The sequence below is a fragment of the Streptomyces viridosporus genome (genome assembly GCF_002078235.1).
GTDB lineage: Bacteria > Actinomycetota > Actinomycetes > Streptomycetales > Streptomycetaceae > Streptomyces > Streptomyces viridosporus.
In genome coordinates, this window is record NZ_MSGP01000046.1 from 1 (window position 1) to 22,996 (window position 22,996).

At 73.1% G+C, this 22,996-nt stretch carries 22 protein-coding genes and 2 pseudogenes; 10 read left to right on the forward strand and 14 right to left on the reverse strand.

The annotated features are described in order from the left end of the window. Nucleotides 1-437 precede the first annotated feature (437 nt). Entirely contained in the window at nucleotides 438-1,001 is a 564-nt protein-coding gene (locus B7L92_RS03260) for an NAD(P)H-dependent oxidoreductase (protein WP_004979731.1), read from the reverse strand. Between the two features lie 128 nt (nucleotides 1,002-1,129). Here B7L92_RS03260 and B7L92_RS03265 point away from each other — a divergent pair, with 128 nt between their 5' ends. Next, on the forward strand, nucleotides 1,130-1,792 hold the full coding sequence (locus B7L92_RS03265; protein WP_081236006.1) for a TetR/AcrR family transcriptional regulator: 663 nt from the start codon (nucleotides 1,130-1,132) through the stop codon (nucleotides 1,790-1,792). 131 nt (nucleotides 1,793-1,923) lie between these two features. After that, a complete protein-coding gene (locus B7L92_RS03270; protein WP_081235987.1) occupies nucleotides 1,924-2,961 on the forward strand; it encodes a LacI family DNA-binding transcriptional regulator in 1,038 nt (345 codons plus the stop codon). 48 nt (nucleotides 2,962-3,009) lie between these two features. Here the strand turns inward: B7L92_RS03270 and trxA are convergent, their stop codons facing one another. After that, on the reverse strand, nucleotides 3,010-3,405 hold the full coding sequence (gene trxA, locus B7L92_RS03275) for a thioredoxin (protein WP_081235988.1): 396 nt from the start codon (nucleotides 3,403-3,405) through the stop codon (nucleotides 3,010-3,012). A gap of 118 nt (nucleotides 3,406-3,523) precedes the next feature. On the opposite strand from trxA, the gene B7L92_RS03280 reads away from it, so the two are divergent. Beyond that, a complete protein-coding gene (locus tag B7L92_RS03280; RefSeq protein ID WP_081236007.1) occupies nucleotides 3,524-4,969 on the forward strand; it encodes a dihydrolipoyl dehydrogenase family protein in 1,446 nt (481 codons plus the stop codon). Between the two features lie 49 nt (nucleotides 4,970-5,018). Here B7L92_RS03280 and B7L92_RS03285 read toward each other — a convergent pair whose 3' ends face one another. Next, nucleotides 5,019-5,663 (reverse strand): peptide deformylase, encoded by a 645-nt coding sequence (locus tag B7L92_RS03285; protein ID WP_081235989.1) that lies wholly within the window; start codon nucleotides 5,661-5,663, stop codon nucleotides 5,019-5,021. A 143-nt stretch (nucleotides 5,664-5,806) separates the two neighbouring features. Between B7L92_RS03285 and B7L92_RS03290 the strand changes: the two genes are divergently transcribed. Beyond that, on the forward strand, nucleotides 5,807-7,219 hold the full coding sequence (locus tag B7L92_RS03290) for a PepSY-associated TM helix domain-containing protein (RefSeq protein ID WP_081235990.1): 1,413 nt from the start codon (nucleotides 5,807-5,809) through the stop codon (nucleotides 7,217-7,219). Nucleotides 7,220-7,319: 100 nt separating this feature from the next. Here the strand turns inward: B7L92_RS03290 and B7L92_RS03295 are convergent, their stop codons facing one another. From B7L92_RS03295 to B7L92_RS03305, 3 genes are read right to left on the reverse strand one after another with little or no spacing between them, the layout of a single operon-like run. Continuing rightward, nucleotides 7,320-7,667, reverse strand: coding sequence for a tetratricopeptide repeat protein (locus B7L92_RS03295; RefSeq protein WP_081235991.1), 348 nt, complete (start codon nucleotides 7,665-7,667; stop codon nucleotides 7,320-7,322). Nucleotides 7,668-7,726: 59 nt separating this feature from the next. Continuing rightward, nucleotides 7,727-8,185 (reverse strand): winged helix DNA-binding protein, encoded by a 459-nt coding sequence (locus tag B7L92_RS03300; RefSeq protein WP_081235992.1) that lies wholly within the window; start codon nucleotides 8,183-8,185, stop codon nucleotides 7,727-7,729. Further along, on the reverse strand, nucleotides 8,182-8,676 hold the full coding sequence (locus B7L92_RS03305; protein WP_081235993.1) for a MarR family winged helix-turn-helix transcriptional regulator: 495 nt from the start codon (nucleotides 8,674-8,676) through the stop codon (nucleotides 8,182-8,184). The genes B7L92_RS03300 and B7L92_RS03305 overlap by 4 nt, the downstream gene beginning before the upstream one ends. A gap of 134 nt (nucleotides 8,677-8,810) precedes the next feature. On the opposite strand from B7L92_RS03305, the gene B7L92_RS03310 reads away from it, so the two are divergent. Further along, a complete protein-coding gene (locus B7L92_RS03310; RefSeq protein ID WP_081235994.1) occupies nucleotides 8,811-9,776 on the forward strand; it encodes a pirin family protein in 966 nt (321 codons plus the stop codon). Nucleotides 9,777-10,102: 326 nt separating this feature from the next. Here the strand turns inward: B7L92_RS03310 and B7L92_RS03315 are convergent, their stop codons facing one another. From B7L92_RS03315 to B7L92_RS03325, 3 genes are all read right to left on the reverse strand, one after another. Next, on the reverse strand, nucleotides 10,103-10,480 hold the full coding sequence (locus tag B7L92_RS03315; protein WP_081235995.1) for a DUF1330 domain-containing protein: 378 nt from the start codon (nucleotides 10,478-10,480) through the stop codon (nucleotides 10,103-10,105). Nucleotides 10,481-10,792: 312 nt separating this feature from the next. Further along, the gene (locus B7L92_RS03320; RefSeq protein ID WP_174703923.1) at nucleotides 10,793-11,200 is read right to left on the reverse strand and encodes a hypothetical protein; all 408 of its coding nucleotides are present in this window, start codon (nucleotides 11,198-11,200) and stop codon (nucleotides 10,793-10,795) included. Between the two features lie 406 nt (nucleotides 11,201-11,606). Further along, nucleotides 11,607-13,292 carry a BCCT family transporter gene (locus B7L92_RS03325; RefSeq protein WP_081235997.1) on the reverse strand — a complete coding sequence of 562 codons (1,686 nt, stop codon included), beginning with the start codon at nucleotides 13,290-13,292 and terminating at the stop codon, nucleotides 11,607-11,609. Between the two features lie 274 nt (nucleotides 13,293-13,566). Between B7L92_RS03325 and B7L92_RS03330 the strand changes: the two genes are divergently transcribed. The 4 genes from B7L92_RS03330 to B7L92_RS03345 all read left to right on the forward strand — a co-directional run bounded on the left by B7L92_RS03330 (nucleotide 13,567) and on the right by B7L92_RS03345 (nucleotide 17,316). Beyond that, a complete protein-coding gene (locus B7L92_RS03330; RefSeq protein WP_143626226.1) occupies nucleotides 13,567-13,833 on the forward strand; it encodes a hypothetical protein in 267 nt (88 codons plus the stop codon). Nucleotides 13,834-14,085: 252 nt separating this feature from the next. Next, entirely contained in the window at nucleotides 14,086-14,700 is a 615-nt protein-coding gene (locus tag B7L92_RS03335) for an MFS transporter (RefSeq protein ID WP_255310736.1), read from the forward strand. 268 nt (nucleotides 14,701-14,968) lie between these two features. After that, entirely contained in the window at nucleotides 14,969-15,847 is an 879-nt protein-coding gene (locus B7L92_RS03340; protein WP_255310734.1) for a response regulator transcription factor, read from the forward strand. Then, nucleotides 15,844-17,316, forward strand: a complete 1,473-nt coding sequence (locus B7L92_RS03345; RefSeq protein ID WP_081236000.1) for a sensor histidine kinase — start codon at nucleotides 15,844-15,846, stop codon at nucleotides 17,314-17,316. Before B7L92_RS03340 ends, B7L92_RS03345 begins: the two co-directional genes overlap by 4 nt. 159 nt (nucleotides 17,317-17,475) lie before the next feature. Here B7L92_RS03345 and B7L92_RS03350 read toward each other — a convergent pair whose 3' ends face one another. From B7L92_RS03350 to B7L92_RS03375, 5 genes and pseudogenes are all read right to left on the reverse strand, one after another. Then, on the reverse strand, nucleotides 17,476-17,874 hold the full coding sequence (locus B7L92_RS03350) for a PepSY domain-containing protein (protein WP_107501360.1): 399 nt from the start codon (nucleotides 17,872-17,874) through the stop codon (nucleotides 17,476-17,478). Between the two features lie 351 nt (nucleotides 17,875-18,225). After that, nucleotides 18,226-18,918 (reverse strand): DUF305 domain-containing protein, encoded by a 693-nt coding sequence (locus B7L92_RS03355; RefSeq protein ID WP_255310735.1) that lies wholly within the window; start codon nucleotides 18,916-18,918, stop codon nucleotides 18,226-18,228. Next, nucleotides 18,915-19,571: a thioredoxin-like domain-containing protein gene (locus tag B7L92_RS03360; RefSeq protein WP_081236002.1), complete on the reverse strand. Its 657-nt coding sequence runs from the start codon at nucleotides 19,569-19,571 to the stop codon at nucleotides 18,915-18,917. The genes B7L92_RS03355 and B7L92_RS03360 overlap by 4 nt, the downstream gene beginning before the upstream one ends. A 925-nt stretch (nucleotides 19,572-20,496) precedes the next feature. Next, nucleotides 20,497-20,904, reverse strand: a pseudogene (locus tag B7L92_RS03370) (SRPBCC family protein); the annotation flags it as partial. Between the two features lie 93 nt (nucleotides 20,905-20,997). Next, nucleotides 20,998-22,362: an APC family permease gene (locus tag B7L92_RS03375; RefSeq protein ID WP_081236005.1), complete on the reverse strand. Its 1,365-nt coding sequence runs from the start codon at nucleotides 22,360-22,362 to the stop codon at nucleotides 20,998-21,000. A gap of 255 nt (nucleotides 22,363-22,617) precedes the next feature. Here B7L92_RS03375 and B7L92_RS03380 point away from each other — a divergent pair. Then, nucleotides 22,618-22,996, forward strand: a pseudogene (locus tag B7L92_RS03380) (hypothetical protein); the annotation flags it as partial.

Sequence of the window (22,996 nt, forward strand, 5' to 3'; positions counted from 1 at the left end):
CGACGGGACGAACGGCCGGGGACTGGTGCTCGTCGAGTCCCTCGCCGACGAGTGGGGGGTCAGGGCGCACGGGGTGGGCAAGGCGGTCTGGTTCGCGCTCGACGCGGGCGCCGCTCAGGGCCCGTCCGGCGGATCGGGTCGCGGGAGGTCGGCGGTGTCCCGGTGACACCGGTGGGCGGGGCCGGACCGGTTCGCGCGCGGGGCGAAGGGGCGGCGACGCGGAGCGTCGACCACCGGCGGCGACGCCGCTGGGGGCGCCCCCTGCTCGAAGAGCTCGGGAGCTCGGGGGAGGGCCCGTCCGGCCCCGCGTCCGCCGCACGATCCGCCGGACCGGCCCCGACCCGGCCCTCCGCCGGTGCGGGGGACACGGGCACGGCGAGGGGGCCGGAGCCACCGCGGCTCCGGCCCCCTTCAGGCCCCGGTCACGCCGGACGTGATCAGGCGGCGGCCGACGCGCCGGCGTGGCCGCGCAGGCGGGTGATGACCTCGGTCAGCTGCTCGGCGACCTCGGCGTCGTCGGCCGGGTGGAGCTCGGCGAAACGGGTCACGGAGCCCGGGATGGAGAGCTTGAGGTCCTCGATCACCTTGCCGCCGGCGATGCCCACGGCCTTGCGGGCCTCGTCCTGCGCCCAGACGCCGCCGTACTGGCCGAAGGCGGTGCCGATCACGGCGACCGGCTTGCCGCCGATGGCGCCGGCGCCGTAGGGGCGGGACAGCCAGTCGATGGCGTTCTTCAGGACGGCCGGGATGGTGCCGTTGTACTCGGGGGTGAAGAGCAGCAGCGCGTCGGCGCCGGCGGCGGCCTCGCGCAGCCGGGCGGCGGCGGCCGGGACGCTGCCCTCCACGTCGATGTCCTCGTTGTAGAAGGGGATCTCCGCGAGCCCTTCGTAGAGCGCGACCTCGGAGCCCTCCGGGGCGAGCTTGGCCGCGGCCTCGGCGAGCTGGCGGTTGTGCGAACCGGCGCGGAGGCTGCCGACGAGGGCGAGGATGCGAACAGACATGAGGAAACTCCAGAAAGGCCAGAAAGGGGGGAAGCACTGCGTCAACGATCCGGACCGAGGTCCGTTTCTGTTGTAGCAGTCTAACCGGACCACGGTCCAGTTTCTTCCCGATGCTTTACGCTGTCTTCATGTCCGCAGTGCCGTCGCCCACCCCGGCGCCCCAGGAGCCCGTCGAGCCGCGGGAGTTGCCGCAGCTCGGCATCGACGTCGACGAACCCTGCCTGCGTGCCGACGCCGCGCGCAACCGGGCCCGGCTGCTGGAGGCGGCCGCGCGGCTCGTGGCCGAGCGCGGCGCGGACGGCGTCACCATGGAGGCGGTGGCGTCCGCGGCCCGGGTGGGCAAGGGGACGGTCTTCCGCCGCTTCGGCGACCGCACCGGCCTGCTCACGGCGCTCCTCGACCACTCCGAGAAGAAGTTCCAGGCCGCCTTCCTCACGGGGCCCCCGCCGCTGGGGCCGGGCGCGCCGCCCGTGGAGCGGCTGCGGGCGTTCGGCCTCGCCACGCTCCGCCGGAGCACCGACGAACTGGAGCTGCAGCTGGCGGCCGAACCGGAGCCCGGCCGCCGCTTCACCACCCCGCCCCGCCAGGTGCTGCGCCATCACGTCACCCTGCTGCTGCGCGAGGCGGTACCGGGCGCGGACTGCGAGATCCTCGCCCACACCCTGCTGGCCCAGCTCGACCCCGCTCTGATCCACCACCTGACCCGGCAGTGCGGCATGCCGCCGGAGCGGCTGGAGGCGGCGTGGTCGGACCTGGTCGACCGGGTGACGGGCACGACGCCCGCCTGCTGACCCGACGCCCTCCCGCCGGTCGCCGCCCCCCGTCGGCCCGGCGCCCGGGACCGGGCCGACGGCCGTCCGCGGGGCTCTCAACTCCCCCGGCTGAGAGCCCCGTTACTCCTTCTGCAAGGATGCGGTACGTCATGGTGCAGATACCGAAAACGCCCCCGCCCGCGTCCCCCGCACCGATGCGCTCCGTCCCCACGAGCGCCGATGTGGCCCGCCTGGCCGGCGTCTCGCGCGCAACCGTCTCCTACGTCCTGAACGACGTCGGCGCCGTCCGGATCAGCGAGCCCACCCGGCGCCGGGTCCGCGAGGCCGCGAAGGAACTCGGGTACGTGCCGCACGCGGCGGCCCGCAGCCTGCGCGCCGGGCACAGCCGCATGGTGCTGATGCCCGCGCCGGCCTTCCCCGTCGGCCCGCTCTACAGCCAGTTCATCACCGACCTCCAGGGGGCGCTCGGCCGCCTCGACTACACGGTCGTGCAGCACGGCACCGTCGGCCCGCAGGACGACGAGGCCGCCCGCGCCTGGGCCGAGCTGCGGCCCGTGGCGGTCCTGGTCCCCGGTTCCGGGCTCGGCCCACGGGGCGTCGAGCTGCTCAAACGCTCCGGGGCGCGGGCCGTCGTCACCCTCGGACCCGAGTCCGTCGCGGGCGCGTACGCCCTGCTCATGGACCACGACGTCGTCGGCCACGGCGCGGGCGCCCACCTCTTCGACCGGGGCCGGCGCCGGATCGGCGTCGTCGTCCCGCGGGAGCCCGGTCTGGAGGCGTTCTCCGCGCCCCGCCTGGCCGGGGTGCGCGCGGCCCTGCGCGGCACGGACGCCACGGTCACCGAGCTGCCCCTCGCCCACGACGAGGGTGCCGCCGCGCGGCTCGCCGCCCGTTGGCGCGACCTCGGCCTCGACGCCGTGTTCACGTACAACGACGAGTACGCGATGCTCCTGATGCGCGCCCTTCAGGACGAGGGCATCCGCATCCCGGAGGAGACCGCCGTGGTGGGCGCCGACAACCTGATGCTGGGCCGTTTGCTGCGGCCCCGGCTGAGCACCGTCCACCTCGAACTGCCGTCGGGCCGTGAGCTCGCCGAACTGGTCGACCGCGCGGTGCGCCACCCGGCCGCCGCGCCCGAGGCGCACAAGGTGCTGGGGGCGTCGGTGGTGCACCGCGAGTCCAGCTGACGGGGAGGGCGGCGGGCGCCGCCACCCCGCGGCCGGGAGGGGGCGGGATCACTCGCCCTGGTTCGAAGCCTGCCCCTGCGGTGCCTGCTGCTCGGCGATCTGCTTGCGGACCTCGTCCATGTCCAGCCTGCGGGCCTGCCCGATGACGTCCGTCAGGGCGGCCTCGGGCAGGGCGCCCGGCTGGGCGAACACGGCGACCTGGTCGCGGACGATCATCAGCGTCGGGATCGACTGGATGCCGAAGGCCGCGGCCAGCTCCGGCTGCGCCTCGGTGTCCACCTTGCCGAACACCAGGTCGGGGTTCTCCTCCGCCGCCTTCTCGTACACCGGTGCGAACTGACGGCACGGACCGCACCAGGCCGCCCAGAAGTCGATCAGGACGAACTCGTTGTCCGTGACCGTCTGGTCGAAGTTCTCCTTGGTGAGCTCCACGGTGCTGCTCATGGCGTGTTCCCTCTTCCTGGTGTCGGGCCGGGCCGTCGGCACAACACGGCCGACCGGTCACGTATTCCGCGCCCCTACCCGTGTGGCCACCGCGCACACCACCCACCAGACTGACGCCATGACGGAAACGCAATCGACGCAAGCGGAAAACCTCGCCTACGACGTCGTGGTGCTCGGCGCCGGGCCCGTGGGGGAGAACGTCGCCGACCGTACCCGCGCCGCCGGGCTCACCACCGCGGTCGTGGAGAGCGAGCTGGTGGGCGGCGAGTGCTCCTACTGGGCCTGCATGCCCAGCAAGGCCCTGCTGCGCCCGGTGCTCGCCCGGGCCGACGCCCGCCGCACACCCGGCCTGAGCGGGTCCGTCCAGGGCCCCCTGGACACCGCTGCGGTCCTCGCCCACCGCGACGCCTACACCTCCCACTGGAAGGACGACGGCCAGGTCCGGTGGCTGGAGGGCATCGGAGCCGACCTGCACCGCGGCCACGGACGGCTCACCGGTCCGCGCACCGTGACCGTCACCGGTGCCGACGGCGGCCGGCGCGTCCTCACCGCCCGGCACGCCGTCGCCGTCTGCACCGGCAGCCGCGCCCGGCTGCCCGACCTGCCCGGACTCGCCGAGGTCAGGCCGTGGACCAGCCGGGAGGCCACCAGCGCCCGGTCCGTGCCCGGCCGGCTGGTCGTGGTCGGCGGCGGTGTGGTCGCGACCGAGATGGCCACCGCCTGGCAGGCGCTCGGCTCGCGGGTCACGGTGCTGGTGCGCGGCGGCGGCCTGCTGTCCCGCATGGAGCCCTTCGCCGGGGAACTGGTCGCCGAAGCCCTCACCGAAGCCGGCGCGGACGTCCGCACCGGCACCTCGGTGAAGTCGGTGACCAGGGAGAACGGCACCGTCCTGGTCGTCACCGACGACGGCGACCGGATCGAGGCCGACGAGATCCTCTTCGCCACCGGCCGGGCCCCGCGCACCGACGACATCGGCCTGGAGACGATCGGCCTGGAGCCCGGCTCCTGGCTCCCCGTGGACGACAGCCTCCGGGTGACCGGCCACGACTGGCTGTACGCCGTCGGCGACGTCAACCACCGGGCCCTGCTCACCCACCAGGGCAAGTACCAGGCGCGCATCGCGGGCGCCGCCGTCGCCGCCCGCGCCACCGGGGGACCCGTGCTCGCGCAGGACTGGGGCGCGCACGCCGCCACCGCCGACCACACCGCCGTGCCCCAGGTCGTCTTCACCGACCCGGAGGCCGCCGCCGTCGGTCTCTCGCTGGCCGAGGCGGAACAGGCCGGCCACCGCGTCCGCGCCGTCGACGTCGACCTGTCCACGGTCGCCGGCGCCGGTCTGTACGTCGAGGGCTACAAGGGCCGCGCCCGCATGGTCGTCGACCTCGAGGAGGAGATCCTGCGCGGCGTCACCCTCGTCGGTCCCGGCGTCGGCGAACTCATCCACTCCGCGACCGTCGCCGTCGCCGCCCGGGTCCCGGTCGACCGCCTGTGGCACGCGGTCCCCTCGTACCCGACGATCAGCGAGGTCTGGCTGCGGCTGCTGGAGGCGTACCGGGACGCCTGAGTCCGCCCGCCCGGTCCGGCGACCGTGCCGGGGCGGCGCCGGACACCCCTCAGGGCAGCTCGAAGCCCAGCGCCCGCGCGGCCTGTTCGGCCGTCGGCTGCGACCAGCGCTCCACCACCGCCTGGTGGGACGAGAGCGAGCGCGGTTCGGCACGGTCGAGGTACAGGACGCCGTCGAGGTGATCGGTCTCGTGCTGGACGATCCGCGCGGGCCACCCGGTGAACACCTCGTCCAGGGCTCGCCCGTGCTCGTCCTGCCCGGTCAGCCGCACCTCGGCGGGCCGCGCCACCACCGCCTGGTACCCCGGCACGCTCAGACACCCCTCGAAGAAGGCGGCCCGTCCCGTCCCGACCGGCTCGTACGACGGGTTCACCAGGGCCCGGAACGGCTGCGGCTCCCTCCCGCGCGCCCGCCGCACCTCCTCCGCCACCGGCGCCGGATCCTCGATCACCGCGATGCGCAGCGCCACCCCGACCTGCGGCGCGGCCAGCCCGACCCCCGGCGCCGCGTGCATCGTGATCCGCAGCGCCTCGACGAACCGGGCCAGCAGCGCGGGCTCCAGCTGGCCGTCGAAGGGCTCGGTGCCGCGCCGCAGCACCGGATCACCGGCCGCGACGATGGGCAACGGCCCTTCCACGGCGAGGAGTTCCTCGACCAGCTCGGTCAAGGGGGCGTGAGCGCTCGGGTTTCCCATCGCGCCAGGATGCCACGCCGCCACCGCGCACCCCCGACCCCGCGAGTGGCGCGGGTCACATACGGGGCCCGGGAACTCGGCGCCCCGCCGACGCGACTACCGCACTACCACCGCGCCGAGACGTTCCCGGGAGAAGCCGACCGATGACCACCGCTCCCTCGCCCACCGCGAACGAGGCCCCCCGAACCCCCGCCCCCTCGCCCACCAGGAGCACCTGGGCCACCCTGCGGCCCCTGGTCCTGCGCCTGCACTTCTACGCGGGCCTGCTGGTGGCCCCCTTCCTGCTCGTCGCCGCCCTCACCGGCCTGCTGTACGCGGCCTCCTTCCAGGCCGAGAAGATCGTCTACGACCATGAGCTGACCGTTCCCGTCGGCGACCGCAAGCTGCCCGTCTCCGCGCAGGTGGCCGCCGCCCGCAAGGCCCATCCCGAGGGCACGGTCGCCGCCGTACGCCCCTCGCCCGAGCCGGACGCCACCACCAGGGTGATGCTGTCCGGCGTACCGGGCGTGGACCCGGGCCACACGCTCGCCGTCTTCGTCGATCCGTACACCGCGACGGTGCGCGGAGCGCTGGAGCAGTACGGCTCCAGCGGCGCGCTCCCCCTGCGCACCTGGATCGACGAGTTCCACCGCGATCTGCACCTGGGCGAGACCGGCCGCCTCTACAGCGAGTTGGCGGCCAGTTGGCTGTGGGTGATCGCGGGCGGCGGACTGGCGCTGTGGTTCTCCCGGCGCCGCTCCCTGCGCAAGGTGCGCGGCACCACGGGACGGCGCCGCACCCTCGGCCTGCACGGCGGCGTCGGCGTCTGGGCCGCGGCCGGCTTCGTCTTCCTCTCGGCGACCGGCCTGACCTGGTCCGCCCACGCCGGCGCGAACATCGGCGAACTGCGCGCCGCGCTCGGCCAGGAGACCCCGTCGGTGTCGGCCGCGGCGGGCGGCGACCACGCGGGCCACGGCACGGCCGGCGCCGCGACGGGCGACGCGGCCCACGCGGCCGGCCTGGACGAGGTCCTGGCGGCGGCGCGGGCCGAGGGCCTGGGCGACCCCGTGGAGATCGTCCCGCCCGCCGACGCGGCCTCCGCGTACGTCGTCCAGCAGATCCAGCGCAGCTGGCCCGAGAAGCAGGACTCGGTCGCCGTCGACCCGGCCACCGGCGAGGTCACCGACGTCCTGCGGTTCGCGGACTACCCGGTCCTCGCGAAGCTCACCCGCTGGGGCATCGACCTGCACACCGGCAGCCTGTTCGGCCCGGTGAACCAGCTCGCGCTGATGGCCCTCGCCCTCGCCCTGATCCTGCTGGTCCTGTGGGGCTACCGCATGTGGTGGCAGCGCGGACGCGGCTCCGCCTTCGGCCGGCCGATCCCCCGGGGAGCCTGGCAGCAGGTGCCGCCGTACGTCCTCGTCCCGCTGCTGGCGGTGATCGCCGTACTGGGTTATTTCGTGCCGCTGTTCGGCATCCCCCTGGCGGCGTTCCTCGCCGTCGACATCGTGCTCGGGGAGATCGCGTACCGGCGCGGACGGCGGACGCGCGAGGACGGGACGACGACGGCGGCGTAGCGCGCGCCGCGGTCGCGCCGGTGCCCGGCCCCCGAGGGGACCGGGCACCGGCCGTTCCGACGAAGGGGACCCCTGGTCCCGTCAGTCCCCGTCGGTTCCGTCAGTTCTCGTCGAACTCTCCCGCCAGCGCGGAGGCGATGCGCAGGTGCGACCGGGCCTCCTCGTGCCGCCCCTGCCGTTCGAGCGTGCGGCCGAGCATCAGCCGGGCGTAGTGCTCCACCGGGTCGCGCTCCACGATGACGCGCAACTCGGCTTCCGCGCGGCGCAGTTGAGCCGAGTGGTAGTAGGCACGCGCCAGCAGCAGCCGCGGTCCGGTCTGCTCCGGCACCTCCTCGACCAGCCCGTCCAGGACGCGCGCCGCGGCGGCGTAGTCCTTGGCGTCGAAGAACATCCCGGCCCGCTCCCAGCGCTCGGCGGGTGTTCCGTGGTCGTAGTACAAGGTGTCCACTCGTACCTCCTTCGAGGCCGACAACGGACCCGGGCGGTCGCCTATTCCGCGGCTCCCCCCTACTCGGCCGCGCCGGTCGCGGCGGCCAGTTCCGCGTCGGCCCGCTCGGTGACGAGGGCGAGCACCCGTCCGGCGACGGCCAGGTCCTCGGCGGGGATGTCGGCGTAGATCCTGGCGCTGATCCTTCCGGTCTCGGCGGAACTCCGCCGGTGCACCTCCCGTCCGGCGTCCGTGATCCGGACCCCGGACGGCTCGTGCGGGGCCAGCAGCCCCGAGGCGATCAGCTCGTCGACCACGCCGTCGGCCTCCGCGGCGGGGAGCTTGAGGGCGCCGGAGACCTCCCCGGCGAGACGGGCGCGGTCGACGCGGCCGGCATCGGCCACGGCGACGGCCCGGAGGGCGACGGACTGCTGGAAGGTGACGTCGTGGCGGGCCAGCACGCTGTCGAGGACCGCGCGGCCTGCGTAGTGGGCCAGGCCGATGACACGGCCGTCGACCGGGGGTGCGGTGGTGGTCATGACTGCTCCGTCCCGTGTGTGCTCGGATGGTCTGCCGAAGGGTCGAGAGGTGTGTCGAGCAGGGTCGTCAGGTCGTGCACGAACGCCCGGGTGCGCGGGCCGTCGAGACCGCCGAGCGGCTCCAGCAACTGCCGCAGGAGCCCTTGGACGACCTCGACGGCCTGCCGGGTGACCTCGACGCCCCGCTCGGTGAGCGCCAGTTGCACGGCGCGCGGGTCGCGGGGGTCCCGGGTGCGTTCCAGGAGGCCGGCGGCCTCCAGGGCGCGGGCGAGCTTCGACACGTAGAGCGGTTCGAGCCCCGTGAGGTCGGCGAGGCGGCGCTGGCTGGGCCGTTCGCCGGAGCGCCGCATCCCGTGCAACGTCGCCACCACGGAGTACTGCGCGTGCGTCAGGCCGAGCGGGGCCACCGCGCGGTCGACCGCCACGCGCCACTTCATGGACAGCCGCCAGACCAGGAATCCGGGCGTCGCGCCCTGATGCGCCGAACTCATAATGAATACCGTACATGGCTATTATCGCCATGGCTTCTATTTTTCGGCGGGTTCCGCCGCCGGTACCCGGAACCACCGTCATGGGCGTGGCGACGGACTGACGGGGGGTGCTCCGCGGGGCTAGGTTGTCCGTCATGAGCAATCTTGAGCGCGAGGCGGTTCCTTCCCCGTGCGGCGGCCGGGGTTTCGTCGTGACGGAGCCCGTGCGGGAACTCCTCAGCCCTCGGCACGTCAAGCTCGGTGAGTCCAGCGAGGTCCGGCGCCTGCTGCCCAACCTGGGCCGCCGCATGGTCGGCGCCTGGTGCTTCGTCGACCACTACGGTCCCGACGACATCGCCGACGAGCCCGGCATGCAGGTGCCGCCGCACCCGCACATGGGGCTGCAGACGGTGAGTTGGCTGCACGAGGGGGAGGTGCTGCACCGCGACTCCACGGGGAGCCTCCAGACGATCCGCCCGCGGGAGCTGGGCCTGATGACCTCCGGCCGGGCGATCAGTCACTCCGAGGAGAGCCCTCGCTCGCACGCCCGCTTCCTGCACGGCGCCCAGCTGTGGGTCGCGCTCCCGGACGGCCACCGCCACACCGAGCCCCGCTTCGAGCACCACGCCGACCTGCCGGTCGTCACCGCGCCGGGCATCGAGGCCACACTGATCCTCGGCGACCTCGACGGCGCCACCTCGCCCGGGACGGCGTACACCCCCATCGTCGGCGCCGACCTCGCCCTGACGCGCGGCGCGGACGTCCGCCTGCCGCTGGAGCCGGACTTCGAGTACGCGGTGCTCTCCATGTCCGGCGAGGCCCACGTCGACGGCGTACCGGTCCTCCCCGGTTCGATGCTCTACCTCGGCTGCGGCCGCGACGAACTCCCGCTGCGCGCCGAGTCGGACGCCGGTCTGATGCTCCTGGGCGGCGAGCCGTTCGCGGAAGAGCTGATCATGTTCTGGAACTGGATCGGCCGGACCCAGGAGGAGATCGAACAGGCCCGCCGGGACTGGATGGAAGGCACCCGCTTCGGCGAGGTGAAGGGGTACGACGGGGATCCGCTGCCTGCTCCCGAGCTGCCGGCAACGCCGCTGAAGCCGCGGGGAAGGGTGCGCTGAGCTGCAGGAGCGCAGGAGGGACAGTGGCCTGCGGGTGGGAGGCTGCCGGTCGCCGGCTCTCGTTCTCCGGCCGCCCGCGAGACGGCGGCCGAGCAGATGGCACGCTCGAGCCGGAGTGGCGGACGATTCCACGGTGCGGCGGTCTGTGGGCAGCTGCGGCAGGACTCCTGCTGACCTGGTGCTGACTTTTGCCGAGGGAGCGGGACGCCATGTCGGGACAGCGGAGGACTGTCAACGAGGACCCTCGCCGCAGGTGCCGACGGGGCGTGAAGCAACGGCACCGGGGATCGGGCCCGCATGACGCGGACGTGGTACGGGCCTCATGATTATCCGTCGCGACCGAAGGACCAAGGGCTGGTCGGCTGGAGCACGGCCTCGGCCAGAGCCCGGGAGCGCAGACCGGTGATCTCCCGGTACTCGGGGTCGGCCACCATCCGGCTGAACGCTGCGCGATCGGGATAGCGGACGAGCAGTACGGCGTCCCAGGCCTGCCCGTCCTCGGCGACCAGGGGAGTGCCACCGTCGCCGGCGTAGAGCAACTCGCCTCCGTACCGTTTCAGGAAGGTGGCGGCCCGTCGCGAGTACTCCTCGTAGGAGGCGCGGCCGTCGGGGGCGAAGCGCAGCAGGTTGAGCATGACGACGGGACCACCGGGATCCTCCGCCATCAACCGTGCGAGATCGGCTCCCCGGGGGTCGACGACCATGGGCCCCTCCTTCTCGTCGTGAGCGGCGCGCGCCGGTTCCGACAGGGGCGAGGCGCCGGGCAGAAGCCCAGGGGCGGCGCACCCCCTTTGCATACCGGTTGGTCGGTCCGTCCTTCGGCGTGTGCCCGGCACCGGGATCGCCGCGACCGTCAAGCGGCTCACACCGCGTCGGCACGCGGCGCTCGTCGAGACGCTCGAACGGCCACCGGCCGAGGGGCCCGTCGCCTGCCGGACGGAAGCGGGCAGTTCCGTGGGCAGCCGGGAGGCCGTACGGGCGGTGAGCCGGGACGGCCTCCCGTCCGACCGGTGCGGTCAGCGCGGTCCGTGGTGCCCGTTCGACCGGCCCTCGGTGGCGCGGCGGCTCCCCATCAGCCCCGCCACCCCCAAGGCGGCCCAGCCCAGTGCGCTGGTGGCGGCTCCCGCACGGCGGAACCGGCCGGGAAGGGCGGCGCCGAACAGGAGGGCGTCACCCACGTCGGAGGCGATGCGCACGGCGGTCACCGTGGCCAGGGCCGGGCCCTCGGGGGCGACGAGCATCGCCAGGCCGGTGGCGGCGTCCCGCCACGCCAGGGGGCGTACCGTCAGGGCGTTGTACGGGCCGACACGGCCGTGGGAATCGGCCAGTCCCAAGGGACGGGCCAGCAGACCGGGCCGGTATGCGGCGGCGGCCCCGTACGCGCACGTCGCCGCTCCGAGTGCTCTGAGCAGTCCGGTGCGCATGATCAGCACCTCCGCAAGCCGATGACTCATGTGTCCCGTTCCACGGCCGAGTACCCGCTCCGGCGCACGGCTCCCGTCCGGACCGGAAGCGAGTTGCCGAGGCGGAGCCCGGACGGCTGCTCCGCCTGCCGCAGGCGAACCCGGGAATCGTGGGCAAGCCGTCACTCCACCGGCCGAGCACACCCGGAACCGGGCATGTCCGGACGTCCGACGGCGTCCTGCGCGACCCGCACCCGGCGGGGCGGCGAACCGGCTGGGCCCGGACCGGTGAAAGCTCCGCCCCTACGGCACCGTGCCCGTACGGAGAACGCCCCCGCCCTCATGGGCGAGGTGTCGTCACCTTCCCGAGCCGCCCGGCGGACCGGGCCCGGTGCCGTACGACCGTTCCGGGTGACGCGAGGACGCGTCACGTCCCGTCGTCGGACTCCGTGCGGGCCTTCGCCGCCCGCCGCAGCCGGTGGTGGCGCGCCCGGTCCCGCTCCGCGACGACGTCGCCGACCATCGTCCGCACGACGTCCTGCAGCCCGTGCAGTGCGTGGTGGCGGGAAGGTCCCGCGGCAGGGTCCTGCCGCAGTTCCCGCAGCAGCGCCCAGCACAGCAGCAGCATGACGACCACGAACGGCAGCGCCACCAGGATCGTCGCCGTCTGCAGTGAGTCCAGCCCGCCCACCACCAGCAGCACCGCCGCCACCGCCGCCATCAGCACGCCCCACGCCACGACCAGCCACGACGGCGGGTGCAGCGCCCCGCGGCTGGTCAGGGAGCCCATCACCAGCGACGCCGAGTCGGCGCTGGTGATGAAGTAGGTCATGACCAGGATCATCGCGACGAACGACGTGACCGTGCCGATCGGCAGCGCGTCCAGCATCGCGAACAGCGACGCCTCGACACCGTCCTCCATCGCGCCCGCGAGGTCCGCCTGCCCGGTCGACTCGAGGCGGAGCGCCGTACCGCCCATCACGCAGAACCAGACGACGGTCGCCCCGCTCGGCACCAGCAGCACGCCGACGAGGAACTCGCGGATGGTCCGGCCGTGCGAGATGCGGGCGATGAACGTCCCCACGAACGGTGCCCACGACAGCCACCAGGCCCAGTAGAAGATCGTCCAGGCGCCCAGCCAGGCGTGGTCGGAGAAGGCGCCGGTCCGCGAGGCCATGGGCAGCAGGTTCTGCAGGTAGCCGCCGACGGACGCCGGGATCGTGTCCAGGACGTAGACGGTCGGGCCGACCAGGAAGACGAACACCATCACCGCCGCCACGAGCACGATGTTCAGCGTCGACAGCCACTTGATGCCCCGGTGCAGGCCGGAGAAGGCCGAGGCGACGAACGCCGCCGACAACGCCGCGATGATGATCAGCTCCGTGGTCCGGGAACTGCTCACCCCCACCGTGAGGTTGAGGCCCTCGCTCACCTGCAGCGCGCCCAGGCCCAGGCTCGTCGCCGTGCCGAAGACGGTGGCGAAGACGGCGAGCAGGTCGATCGCCCTGCCCTGCCACGACTCGGCCCGCCGGGCGCCGATGAGCGGTACGAACGCGGCGCTGAGCCGGTTGCCGCGGCCCTTGCGGAACACGGCGTACGCCAGGGCGAGCCCCACGATCCCGTAGATCGCCCACGGGGTGAGCGTCCAGTGGAAGAACGAGTACTCCAGGGCCGTGCGCGCCGCCGCGCCGGTCTCGGCCCGCACGCCGCTCGCCGGGGGCGGCACCAGATAGTGCGTGAGCGGCTCCCCGACCCCGTAGAACATCAGGCCGATGCCCATGCCGGCGCTGAACATCATCGCGATCCAGGCGAGGTTCCCGAACTCCGGCTCGGAGTCGTCCTCGCCCAGTCGGATCCGGCCGAACCGGCTGAAGGCGATCACCAGGCACAGGACCAGGAACACGTCCGCGGCGACCACGAACAGCCAGCCGAAGTTGTTCAGGACCCACGTCAGACTCGTGGAGGAGACGCTGTCGAAGGACTCCTCGCCGAGCCAGGCCCACAGGACCACGGCGGCGACGACGGTCATCCCGACACCGACGAGGAGGCGGTCGGGCGTGCCGGTGACGGGCGCGGACCCGGACTGAGGCCGGTCGGTCGGTTCCATGCTCATGAAGCTCCACTATGAGACGCGTGTCATCACGGCAGCGGACGGCACGCCGCTCGGTGGCCGAGAAGGATGCGCAGTGCATCGTCCGCACCGTGCCGCTGGCCGTCGGCTTCCCGCCATCGCCCTCGACCAGTCCTTCGAGCGATCTTCGAACGAGGTCGCCCCCCTCCGGAAAACGGGATCGGCTCGAACTGTGGGAGCCGGGCGGACCCGGCCCACGCGGATGCATCCGCCGGCTCAGGCACAGGGGCGATCGCTCGCCGTCACCGGGCACCTGATGCCCCCTCAGGTGGTGTTCCCGGACAGCGTCCCCCGGACCGTCGCGGGCAAGGCCGAGCCGGTCCGGCTGAGCCGGGAAGCAGGGTCCCCGCCATCCCCCGCCGCGTTGACGACGCCCACGCAGGAACTCGTCGCACGGGTCCGGTCCGAGGGCCTCGGCCTGCCCGTCGAGAGCGCGGACGCGGACTTCTTCGAGCTCGGCGGCCGCTCTCTCATCGCGACCCAGGTCGTCGCCCCGCTCGTGAAAGACTCGGCGCGCGCCTGACCATGCGTCAACTGTTCGTCAACCGGACCGTCCAGCCCCTGGCAGCCGAACTGGACGGGTTCACCGGCGTACAGAGGGCCGAAGCCTGACGCCCTTGGGGCGCCGCGTCCGCCCCGCCAGTCACTTTCACCGCAGAAGAGACCGATTTCAGCTCCCGAAGAGAATCCTTTCCGCCCGTCGACGGGGGCTTCCGTCTCCGCCCCGCCCGAGGCGGCAGCGGAGGGACGCGCCCGGCTGCCCCGCTCCTACCTGCTGTGGCTCGCCGGCATCCTGGCCTCCCTGGCGGGCAACGCGGTCTTCTACTTCGCCCTCGGTTGGGCGGCGAGCGCCCACGGGGGAGCCGTCGCGGGCCTGGTCCTGAGCGCCGTCACGCTGCCCCGCGTTCTCCTCCTGCTCGTCGGCGGCGCCGTGAGCGACCGCGTCAGCGCGCGCCGCGTGCTCATCGCGGGCGACGCGGTGATGCTGGTCTTCTCCCTCCTCCTGGCCGCTGCCGCCTACCACCTGGGAGCCCCGCCGGCGCTGCTCATCGCGGCCGGCGTGGTGGTCGGACTGGGCCTCACCCCGGGCGTGGCAGGCGCGGCGATAGCCGGCCTGGTCATCGGTGTGGGCAACGGCGTCTTCTCCGTACACATCGCGCCGCTCGTTCTCGCGATGACGCCCGCGAGCCACCTGTCCCGTGTCCAGGCCGTCCTCGTCCTCGTCCAGAGCCTCGCTCTGCTGCTCATGAACAACGTGCTCGGCAATCTTGCCGGACTCAGCAGCCCCATGGCCGCCGTCCTCGTCTGCGCCGTGACGGTCGTCGGTGTCGGACTGCTGGGTCTGGCCTCCGGCCCGCTGCGCACCAACCGCACGGGTCTCGGGTCCTAGTCGGCCCGAGTCCGTACCGGACCGCCCCCGGAGGGCCCATGCCCGGCAGTGCCCGGCCGATTCCGCCGTCCGCGCCCCAGGACCACCGGCAGGTCCCCGGAGGAGATCACCGGGGAACACGGGTCGAACTCGCCGTCCGCCACGGCGGTGGCCGCATCTGAACGCGGAGCCCTCGCGGTGCGTACGTGGCAGGAGGAACTTCGCCCGGGCCCTGGTGCCGGGCGCCTCTGCAAGGGCGTGTGCGGGGACGTACAGAGGGACAAGACGCATGGGGATGCAGGCGCTGCTCATCGAGGACGACGAGACGATCGCCGAGCCGCTGATCGAGGGGCTGCGGAACTACGGCCTGTCGGTCACCCGGGTCGCCACGGGCGCGGAGGGGCTCGCGGGGCCGTTCGGGGACGTCGTCCTGCTCGACCTGGGACTGCCGGACATGGACGGCATCGACGTCTGCCGCGGGATCCGGCAGGTCTCGGACGTTCCCGTCATCATCCTCACCGCCCGCGGCGCGGAGAGCGACAAGGTGCTCGGTCTGGAACTGGGCGCGGACGACTACCTGGCGAAACCGTTCAGCCTCCGGGAACTGGTCGCCCGCATCCGCGCCGTCTCCCGCCGCACCCGGCGCACCGAAACCACGCCGGGAGCCCTGGCCGAAGGGGGTTCCCCAGGGGCCTACGGACAGCGGGAAACGGCGTACGGGCAGCGGGAGACGGAGCCGTCGGCCGCCCCCGCCCACGGGTACTCCTTCCCCGGACCTCCCGGCCCGGCGGCGGCCGAAGTCCTCCTCGCGGCCGGTGACGCCCCCGGCACCCTGGTGGTCGACCGCCGTACGCGGCAGGTGTGGGTGGGCCGGTCGCAGATCGCGCTGACACCGAAGGAGTTCGAGCTGCTGGCGCTGCTGTGCGAGGACCCCGGGGCGGTGTGCTCGCGCCGGCGGATCCTCGAACACGTCTGGGACCCCTACTACGAGGGCGCCACCAAGACGCTCGACGTCCATGTGGCCTCGCTGCGCCGGAAACTGGGCCGTCCGGGCTGGATCCAGACGTTGCGCGGTGTGGGGTTCCGGCTCGCGGTGCAGGCACCTCCTCCCGAGCCGAGCGGTCGTTCGCGGGATCACGCGGGTGCCTTCGAGGGCGCCTTTCCGTGACCCGTCGTCTGCTGCTCACCTACCTGAGCATCGCCGCCCTGGTGCTGCTCTGCCTGGAGATACCCCTGGGCTTCGTGTACTCCCGCGCCGAACGGGACCGCATGATCAGCGCCGCCCAGGAGGAAGCGGCTTCGTTGTCCGCCTTCGCCGAACTGTCCCTGGCCGCCGGCCGGGAGGACGAGGACCTGCCCCGGCGCGTCACGGAATGCGCCGGGCGCATCGGCGGGCAGATCGCCGTCATCGGCCGCTCCGGCAGCCTCATCGCCGCCTCCCACCCCCTGTCCGAACGGGAGGCACGCGAGCTGCTGGGGCGGCCGGACGTCGCCGCGGCCCTGGACGGCACCGGTTCCGCCGACGTGCGCACCTCCCGGATCGGCGGCATGCGGTACCTGTCCGTCGCCGCGCCCGTGGGCCATGCGACCCCGCCCGAAGCCGCCGTCCGCATCTCCGTGCCCACCGACACCGTGCACAGCCGCGTCCACCGGGTGTGGCTGCTGCTCGCCTCGGCCGGGCTCGCCGTGCTGGCCGTCGTGGCCGGGTTCGCGTTCGCCGTCGCCCGGTGGGCCGCACGCCCCGTCCACGAACTGCAGCGGGCCACCGTCCGTCTCGCCGACGGCAGCCTGCCCGGGCCGGTCACCGTGACCGACGGGCCACCGGAGATACGCGGTCTGGCCGCCACCTTCAACCAGACCGCCGCCCGTCTGGAACACCTCCTGGCCTCCCAGCGCGCGTTCGCCGCCGAAGCCTCCCACCAGCTCAAGACACCGCTCGCCGCCCTGCGGCTGCGTCTGGACAACCTCGAACCGGCCGTCGCGCCCTCCGGACGGGCGTCCCTGACCGCGGCGCTCACCGAGACCGACCGGCTGGCCCGCCTGGTGGAGGGCCTGCTCGCGATGGCCGGCCCGGAGGAGAAGGCCGTCACCCGGGACGTGGTCGACCCGGAACGCGTCTGCGCCGAACGGCACCGGACATGGGCCCCGGTCTTCGAGCAGCGGCAGGTGCTGCTGGTCCTCGCCGGGGAGCGCACCGGACCCGTCCTCGCGCTGCCCGGCGCCATCGAGCAGATCCTCGACAACCTGCTCTCCAACGCGCTGTGTCACTCCCCGCCCGGCAGCACCGTGACCATCCGCCTGGGCGGCCGCCACGCGTCCGAGCGCCGCCGCGCCGCCGCCGACGGGCGTGCGTCCTTCGTGGACCTGCACGTCATCGACCAGGGGCCCGGCATGACGGAGGAGCAACGTCTCCGTGCCTTCGACCGCTTCTGGCGCGCCCCCGACGCCCCCAAGGGCGGTACGGGTCTCGGCCTGGCCCTGGTCCAGCGCCTCGCGCACGCCGGCGGCGGGGACGCCGCCCTGCGTGCCGCGTCCCCGGGTGGACTGGACGCCGTGGTCAGCCTGCCCTGCGCCGGCCCCGGCCGTTCCCTTTCCCCGCCGAGCGCCTCCCTTCGGCAGGCCACTGCCCGCAGGTGATGCCGCCCGCTGGTGACGCCGTCCGCAGGTGACGCCGTCCCCGCCGCGGACGGCGAGTCCGCCGCGGCGTGCACGCGCCGCACCGCGTCGCTGCCGGGCGGGTGTTCACCGTGGTGGGACAGCGGCGAACACCCGCCCGCGTGCGGCCGGCGGGCCGGGTCAGTCGTCCTCGTCCTCCGCCTCCGATTCCTGGCCGACGATTCGACCGGTGAAGGCGTCGACGAGGGCCTCGACGTCACCGCCCCTGTCCCGGGCCTCCACCTCCCACACGGCCCTGCCCCCCTCCTCGTCCAGCTCCACCTTGACCACCCGGGCACCGGGGCGGCTGTCGGTGACGATCCCCGCGGCCTGGACGGCGTTGACCGGCCGCGGTCCGAACCGGGCGTCCAGCTCCGGGTCGATCTCGATCTCGAAACCGGCGGCGGACGCGGCACGGACCGTCACCTGCTCGCCGCTCGACGCTCGTTCGGACTGCCCCGCCGAGGCGAAGGCGGCCCCCACGGTCACGGACAGCAGCACCCCGCCACCGGCCAGGGTGATCAGCTTGGCCTTGCGCATCGATTCCTCCCTTGGACTGCGACCCGGGCGAACCGAACCGCCACGGGAGCAGCAGCACCGTGCCGCTGCTCCCGGCGGTACCGGTCTCCCCTGCATGCACCGGGACGCTAGCGAGCCGTGCCCCAGGGAAAGGTTCGAGAACAAGCCCGGTCAGGCCAGGGGAACCCTAAATTTCTGTGCGCTCCTGTGATGTCTGTGCGCTGCCGTGGACGACCGCTGTTCCGTCCTCGGCGTCCCGGCCGGACTGCCCCGGACCGGGGCAGCCCGGCCGGCATGTCCCGTGAGCGCCGCCCCGCACGGATCCGCGGGCGGTCGGGTGCCGCCGCCGAGCGGCACCCGACCGGGGAGGAGTCACTTCCGGGGCGCGGCCCCGCGCTCCTTCAGCAGAGCGGTCATCAGATCCACCTCCGACTGCTGGCCCTCGACCATGCCCTGCGCCAGCCTCCGCTCGGTGTCCACCTCGCACTGAGAGGCACAGGCGCGGGCCATGTCGATGCCGCCCATGTGGTGTTCGATCATGAGCTGGAGGTAGAGGACCTCCGCCTGCTCGCCCTCGAGCTCGCCGAGCCGGTCGAGCTCAGCGGGCGTGAGCATGCCCGGCATCAGGGCCCCGTCCTTCGGCTGGTGGCTCCCGTGGCCGCCCTCCATCCACGTCATGTACCCGTCGGGCGAGATCTTCGGCAGTTCCCACAGATCGAGCCAGCCGAGCAGCATGCCGCGCTGGTTGGCCTGGGTCTGCGCGATGTCGTACGCGAGACGCCGGATGTCCTCGTCGGTCGTGCGGTCGCGGACGATGTACGACATCTCCACCGCCTGCTGGTGGTGGACGGCCATGTCGCGGGCGAACCCCGCGTCGGCGGAGTCCGCGGCCGGGACGCCGACCGCCCGGTCGTCGTCCTCGCTCACCACCACCAGGACCGACAGGGCCAGGACGACGGCGACGAGGGCCGCCGCGCCGACGGTCAGCCAGCGGGTGAGGCCGGGCCGCCGGCCCCGCGCCTCTTCCGGATCCGCGGCCCGTTCCGCCGTGACCGTGCCGGTCATGACGCCATCAGGCCGCCCGAGCAGGCGGCCCCCGGCTCAGGGGTCTGAGGTCCCTGGACGTACTTGGTGAAGAACTGGTCGACCCGCGGGTCCGAGGCCTTGTCCACGGTGAGCTGGTACCCCCATGCCGAGAGCATGATCGCCCCGGACTGGTCCTCGACCGGGCTCATCAGGCTGTACGGGGTCTTGGAGACCTTGTCCTCGAGAGCCTTGACCTCGGCGTCGGCGGCCCGGTCGTTGTAGGTGACCCAGACCGCGCCGTGCTCGAGGGAATGGACGGCGTTCTCCTTCGCTATCGCCTGGGAGTAGACGGTGCCGTCGCAGGTCATCCACGCCTGGTGGTGGTCGCCGCCGACCGGCGGGTTCATCGCGTACTTCACGGTGCCCTGGACGTGGTCCCGGCCGAGCTCCTTCGGCTCCCAGGCCTTCTCGCCCCGTATGGGCTTCTTCGCCTCGGCGGCCTCCTGTTCGCTCTTCTCGTTGGCGCTGTTGAGGGCGTACCCGCCCCAGCCGACCAGCCCGGCGACGATGACCGTGCTGAGCGTGATGGTGATGACGCGGTTGCGGCGCTCCCGAGCTCTCTCGGCGCGACGCATCTCCTCGATGCGGGTCTTGCGGGAAGCCGCTGCGGCCTTCTTGCTCGTCTTGCCCATGACTGAACGTCCTTCTCCCGCCGTACGGCGGTGGGTGAGGGGGATGGATGTCGCTCGGGCCCCGCGCGCACGTGAGCGCACGGTGCCACGGCATCCGCTCAGGTCCGCTGCACCTGAAGGACGTGGAGGTCGGGAGCGCCGCGCACCGGCGGAGGCTGTGCGAGGACCGTGGGGCCCTGCTCCGGACTCGGGAGGCCCGGGACGCGGGGGAGCGCCACGGGCAAGGGCTGCGTGGGTGCGCCGAGGACGCCCGCCGCATCGTGGGCGGCCGGAGAGCAGCACGTGTCATCGGAGGGACAGTCGCCCTGCTGGACGGCGGGCAGGACGTGGTGCCCGACCGGGATCCCCGCCGCCGCTGCCGTGACCGCGGACACGGCCGTCGGGGCAGCGGCGTTCTTGCCGGAGCCACCGTGCTCCGCGTATCCCAGGCACACCACCAAGGCGGCGAGCAGGACGCCCAGGGCAGGGCAGAGGACCGCGGCGCGAAGGGTCCACCGCGGACTGCGTCCTCTGTCTTGCGCCGGCTGCGCACAGCTCCTCATCACGAGTGATGGTAAGTGGTCCCGGGGGCGGGCGTGCGGCCGGTCCCGGGCTGTGCGCGGTCAGTCCCACCCCGTGCGTGTCCGGGGCGGACGGGGCGGGGGACACCGGAGCGGCGTCCTCGGCCACGGTTCCGGTCCGGGCGTCGACGCGGGGCCGGGCAGCGGCCTCGGACGAAAGGGCTCGGGGGCGCTGCCGAGTGGGGCGACCGCGCCCATCGGGCCCTCGTGCCGTTCGTCCGGTGCTGTGCGCGTGCCCGTACCGACGGGCTCCCCGGAGCCGGGAAGTTCCCGAAGCTCCTGCGCACAAGGGGTCAGCGCGAGCCGGATCCGGGTCGCCGGCTTCCGGACGCGTTCGGGACCTCGGAGGAGGAGGCTCCCTCTCCGGCGGACTCCAGCAGCTCCTTGAGCCGGGCCAGATCGGCGGCGACCGTGTCGGCGTCACGCTCGAAGTCGGCGTCGCTCGTCCCCGGCTGTCGGCGGAGGGTGAACACCACCTCGCTCCCTCTGCCGCTGACGATCACGCGGACCGGGTTGTGGACGGTCTCCCCGGAGGGCAGCGTGACGTCGTGGTCGAGTACACCCAGCTCGTTGCGTGGTGCGAAGGCGACCGTGACCCGTCCCAGGGGGGAGCGCTCCGCGACCCACCGGTCCTCGACCTTCTCGATGGAGCTGCCCAGACCGTGGGCCCACGCGGGCAGGTTGGCCGGGTCCGACGCATAGGCGTAGACATCGTCGACGGTGCGGTCGATGTGGACGCCGAGGTGGCGCGATTGCCTGTCGGTGCCGTTCATGGCAGCGACGGTAGCGGGGCACCCCCTCCGTCCTCTTGAACGAATCGGACGTGCGCGATCCGCCGGACGGCCCGCACCGCAAGGAGGCGGGGCTCACGCCTCGCCGCGTACCTTCATCACGATCTTGTTGAGCGCCCACAGCCCGATCCCGATGGCCAGCAGCACGCCCGCCCTGATGTAGACGTTCGCGGGCCGCTCGGACAGCGGGCTGGCCAGGATCAGGGCGGTGATCGCGCCGAGCACCGGCAGGGGGGTCGGTGTGCGGAAGTGCCGGTGCTCGACGTGGTCGCGGCGCAGCACGAGGACGGCGATGTTGACGACGGCGAAGACGCACAGGAGCAGGAAGGACGTGGTGTCGCCGAGACCGGCGATCTCCCCGGTGGAGACCAGGCCGATGGCGAGGAGGGAGACGAAGAGGATGCCCGCGATCGGGGTGCGGCGCCTGGGCAGGACACGCCCCATGCCGCGGGGCAGGATGCGTTCGTTGGCCATGCCGTAACAGAGGCGGGACGCCATCATGATGTTGATCAGGGCCGAGTTGGTGACCGCGAACAGGGCGATCAGCGCGAACAGCTTGGGCGGGAAGGCGATGCCGCCGGCCTTGACGACCTCCAGCAGCGGGCCGCTGGAGCCCTCCAGCACGCGGTAGTCGACGAGCAGCGAGGAGACCAGGGCGACCAGGACGTAGATGGTGCCGGTGACGGTGACGCCGATGAAGATGGCGCGCGGGAACGTACGCACCGGGTCCTTGGTCTCCTCGGCCATGTTGACCGAGTCCTCGAAGCCCACGAAGGCGAAGAAGCCGAGGGCCGTCGCCCCCAGGACGCTGGTGATCAGCGCGTAACCGGTCCCCTCCGCCTGGAACTCGCCCAGCCGGGAGGGGTCGCCGTCCCCGGTCATGACCGCCCAGGCGCCGACGGCGAGGACGACGAGCAGGCCGGTCAGCTCGACCAGGGTGAGGACCACGTTGGTCTTCACGGATTCCGACACGCCCCGCAGGTTCAGGGCCGCCAGGGCGAGGATGAACAGGATCGCCACGAGGGTGGGCGGGAAGAAGCCGGTGAACTCGGCGAGGTAGTCGCCGCTGAAGGCGCGGGCCGCCGCACTGGCCGAGGAAAGGCCCGAGCACATGACCATGAAGGCGATGATGAAGGTGAGGAACGGGACCTTGAACGCCTTCTGGGTGTAGAGCGCGGCGCCGGCCGCCTGCGGGTACTTCCCGACGAGCTCGACGTACGAGGCGGCCGTCAGGATGGCCACCACGAACCCGATGACGAACGGCAGCCACAGCGCCCCGCCGACCTTTCCGGCGACCTGACCGGTGGCGGCGTAGATGCCGGTGCCGAGGATGTCGCCGATCACGAAGAGAATCAGCAGTTTGGGGCCGATGACGCGCCGCAGCGGGGTGCCGTTCCCCCGCTCCGGCGAAACATCGGCATCTCTTCCGGTGGTGGACACGAGGAATCCCCTGAGGTGTTCTGTGCCGAACAACGTCTTGCCTGCCCGGTGGGCCGGTGCGTGATGCCTCGGCGTACTGCAATCGGAGGCACGTCCGCGGACCGTGTGCCCTTCCTGAGGCACATCACCCGCAGGGAGGTCCCGCGGTCCCCTCCGCGTGCGCCCGCCGCACCGCGCCGTGACCGGTGGCGGCCCCTCGCGGGCGGTGAAAAGATCGGAAAGATCCCCCTTGTCCGCGCGTTCCCGAGGAGTGACATGGACGACGAGGTCGAGGAGCACGTCGAGGAGGAACCCGTCGACGAGGAGCAGGTCGACGAGGAACCCGTCGGCGTGGAGTCCGCGGAGCCGGACGTCCTCCTGGACGTCCCGTTGCTGAAGGTGGACGAGATCGCCCTCGACGTGGAGGACCTGCGGGCGAGGGTGTCGCTCCGGGCGGAGGTGCTCGACCTGCTCCGGCTGAACGTGGGGGCCGACGTGGAGCTGGGGGCCGTCCACCTCGACATCAAGGGCGTGGAGGCCCAGGCGCTGCTGAAGGTGCGTCTGGACAACGTCGCGGAGGTCACGTCCTTGAGGATGTCCGGGTTGCGGTCGATGGTCGTCAGGACCCTCCCGATGACCTCCGCGACGTTGTCCA

Bases quoted from the DNA above. Each gene is read 5' to 3' on its own strand.
- B7L92_RS03260 (WP_004979731.1), bottom strand. From the start codon at position 1,001: ATGTCTGTTCGCATCCTCGCCCTCGTCGGCAGCCTCCGCGCCGGTTCG.
- trxA (WP_081235988.1), bottom strand. From the start codon at position 3,405: ATGAGCAGCACCGTGGAGCTCACCAAGGAGAACTTCGACCAGACGGTC.
- B7L92_RS03270 (WP_081235987.1), top strand. From the start codon at position 1,924: ATGGTGCAGATACCGAAAACGCCCCCGCCCGCGTCCCCCGCACCGATG.
- B7L92_RS03305 (WP_081235993.1), bottom strand. From the start codon at position 8,676: ATGAGTTCGGCGCATCAGGGCGCGACGCCCGGATTCCTGGTCTGGCGG.
- B7L92_RS03350 (WP_107501360.1), bottom strand. From the start codon at position 17,874: ATGCGCAAGGCCAAGCTGATCACCCTGGCCGGTGGCGGGGTGCTGCTG.
- B7L92_RS03265 (WP_081236006.1), top strand. From the start codon at position 1,130: ATGTCCGCAGTGCCGTCGCCCACCCCGGCGCCCCAGGAGCCCGTCGAG.
- B7L92_RS03285 (WP_081235989.1), bottom strand. From the start codon at position 5,663: ATGGGAAACCCGAGCGCTCACGCCCCCTTGACCGAGCTGGTCGAGGAA.
- B7L92_RS03340 (WP_255310734.1), top strand. From the start codon at position 14,969: ATGGGGATGCAGGCGCTGCTCATCGAGGACGACGAGACGATCGCCGAG.
- B7L92_RS03315 (WP_081235995.1), bottom strand. From the start codon at position 10,480: ATGGTCGTCGACCCCCGGGGAGCCGATCTCGCACGGTTGATGGCGGAG.
- B7L92_RS03280 (WP_081236007.1), top strand. From the start codon at position 3,524: ATGACGGAAACGCAATCGACGCAAGCGGAAAACCTCGCCTACGACGTC.
- B7L92_RS03325 (WP_081235997.1), bottom strand. From the start codon at position 13,292: ATGAGCATGGAACCGACCGACCGGCCTCAGTCCGGGTCCGCGCCCGTC.
- B7L92_RS03360 (WP_081236002.1), bottom strand. From the start codon at position 19,571: ATGGGCAAGACGAGCAAGAAGGCCGCAGCGGCTTCCCGCAAGACCCGC.
- B7L92_RS03320 (WP_174703923.1), bottom strand. From the start codon at position 11,200: ATGCGCACCGGACTGCTCAGAGCACTCGGAGCGGCGACGTGCGCGTAC.
- B7L92_RS03300 (WP_081235992.1), bottom strand. From the start codon at position 8,185: ATGACCACCACCGCACCCCCGGTCGACGGCCGTGTCATCGGCCTGGCC.
- B7L92_RS03290 (WP_081235990.1), top strand. From the start codon at position 5,807: ATGACCACCGCTCCCTCGCCCACCGCGAACGAGGCCCCCCGAACCCCC.
- B7L92_RS03330 (WP_143626226.1), top strand. From the start codon at position 13,567: ATGCCCCCTCAGGTGGTGTTCCCGGACAGCGTCCCCCGGACCGTCGCG.
- B7L92_RS03310 (WP_081235994.1), top strand. From the start codon at position 8,811: ATGAGCAATCTTGAGCGCGAGGCGGTTCCTTCCCCGTGCGGCGGCCGG.
- B7L92_RS03355 (WP_255310735.1), bottom strand. From the start codon at position 18,918: ATGACCGGCACGGTCACGGCGGAACGGGCCGCGGATCCGGAAGAGGCG.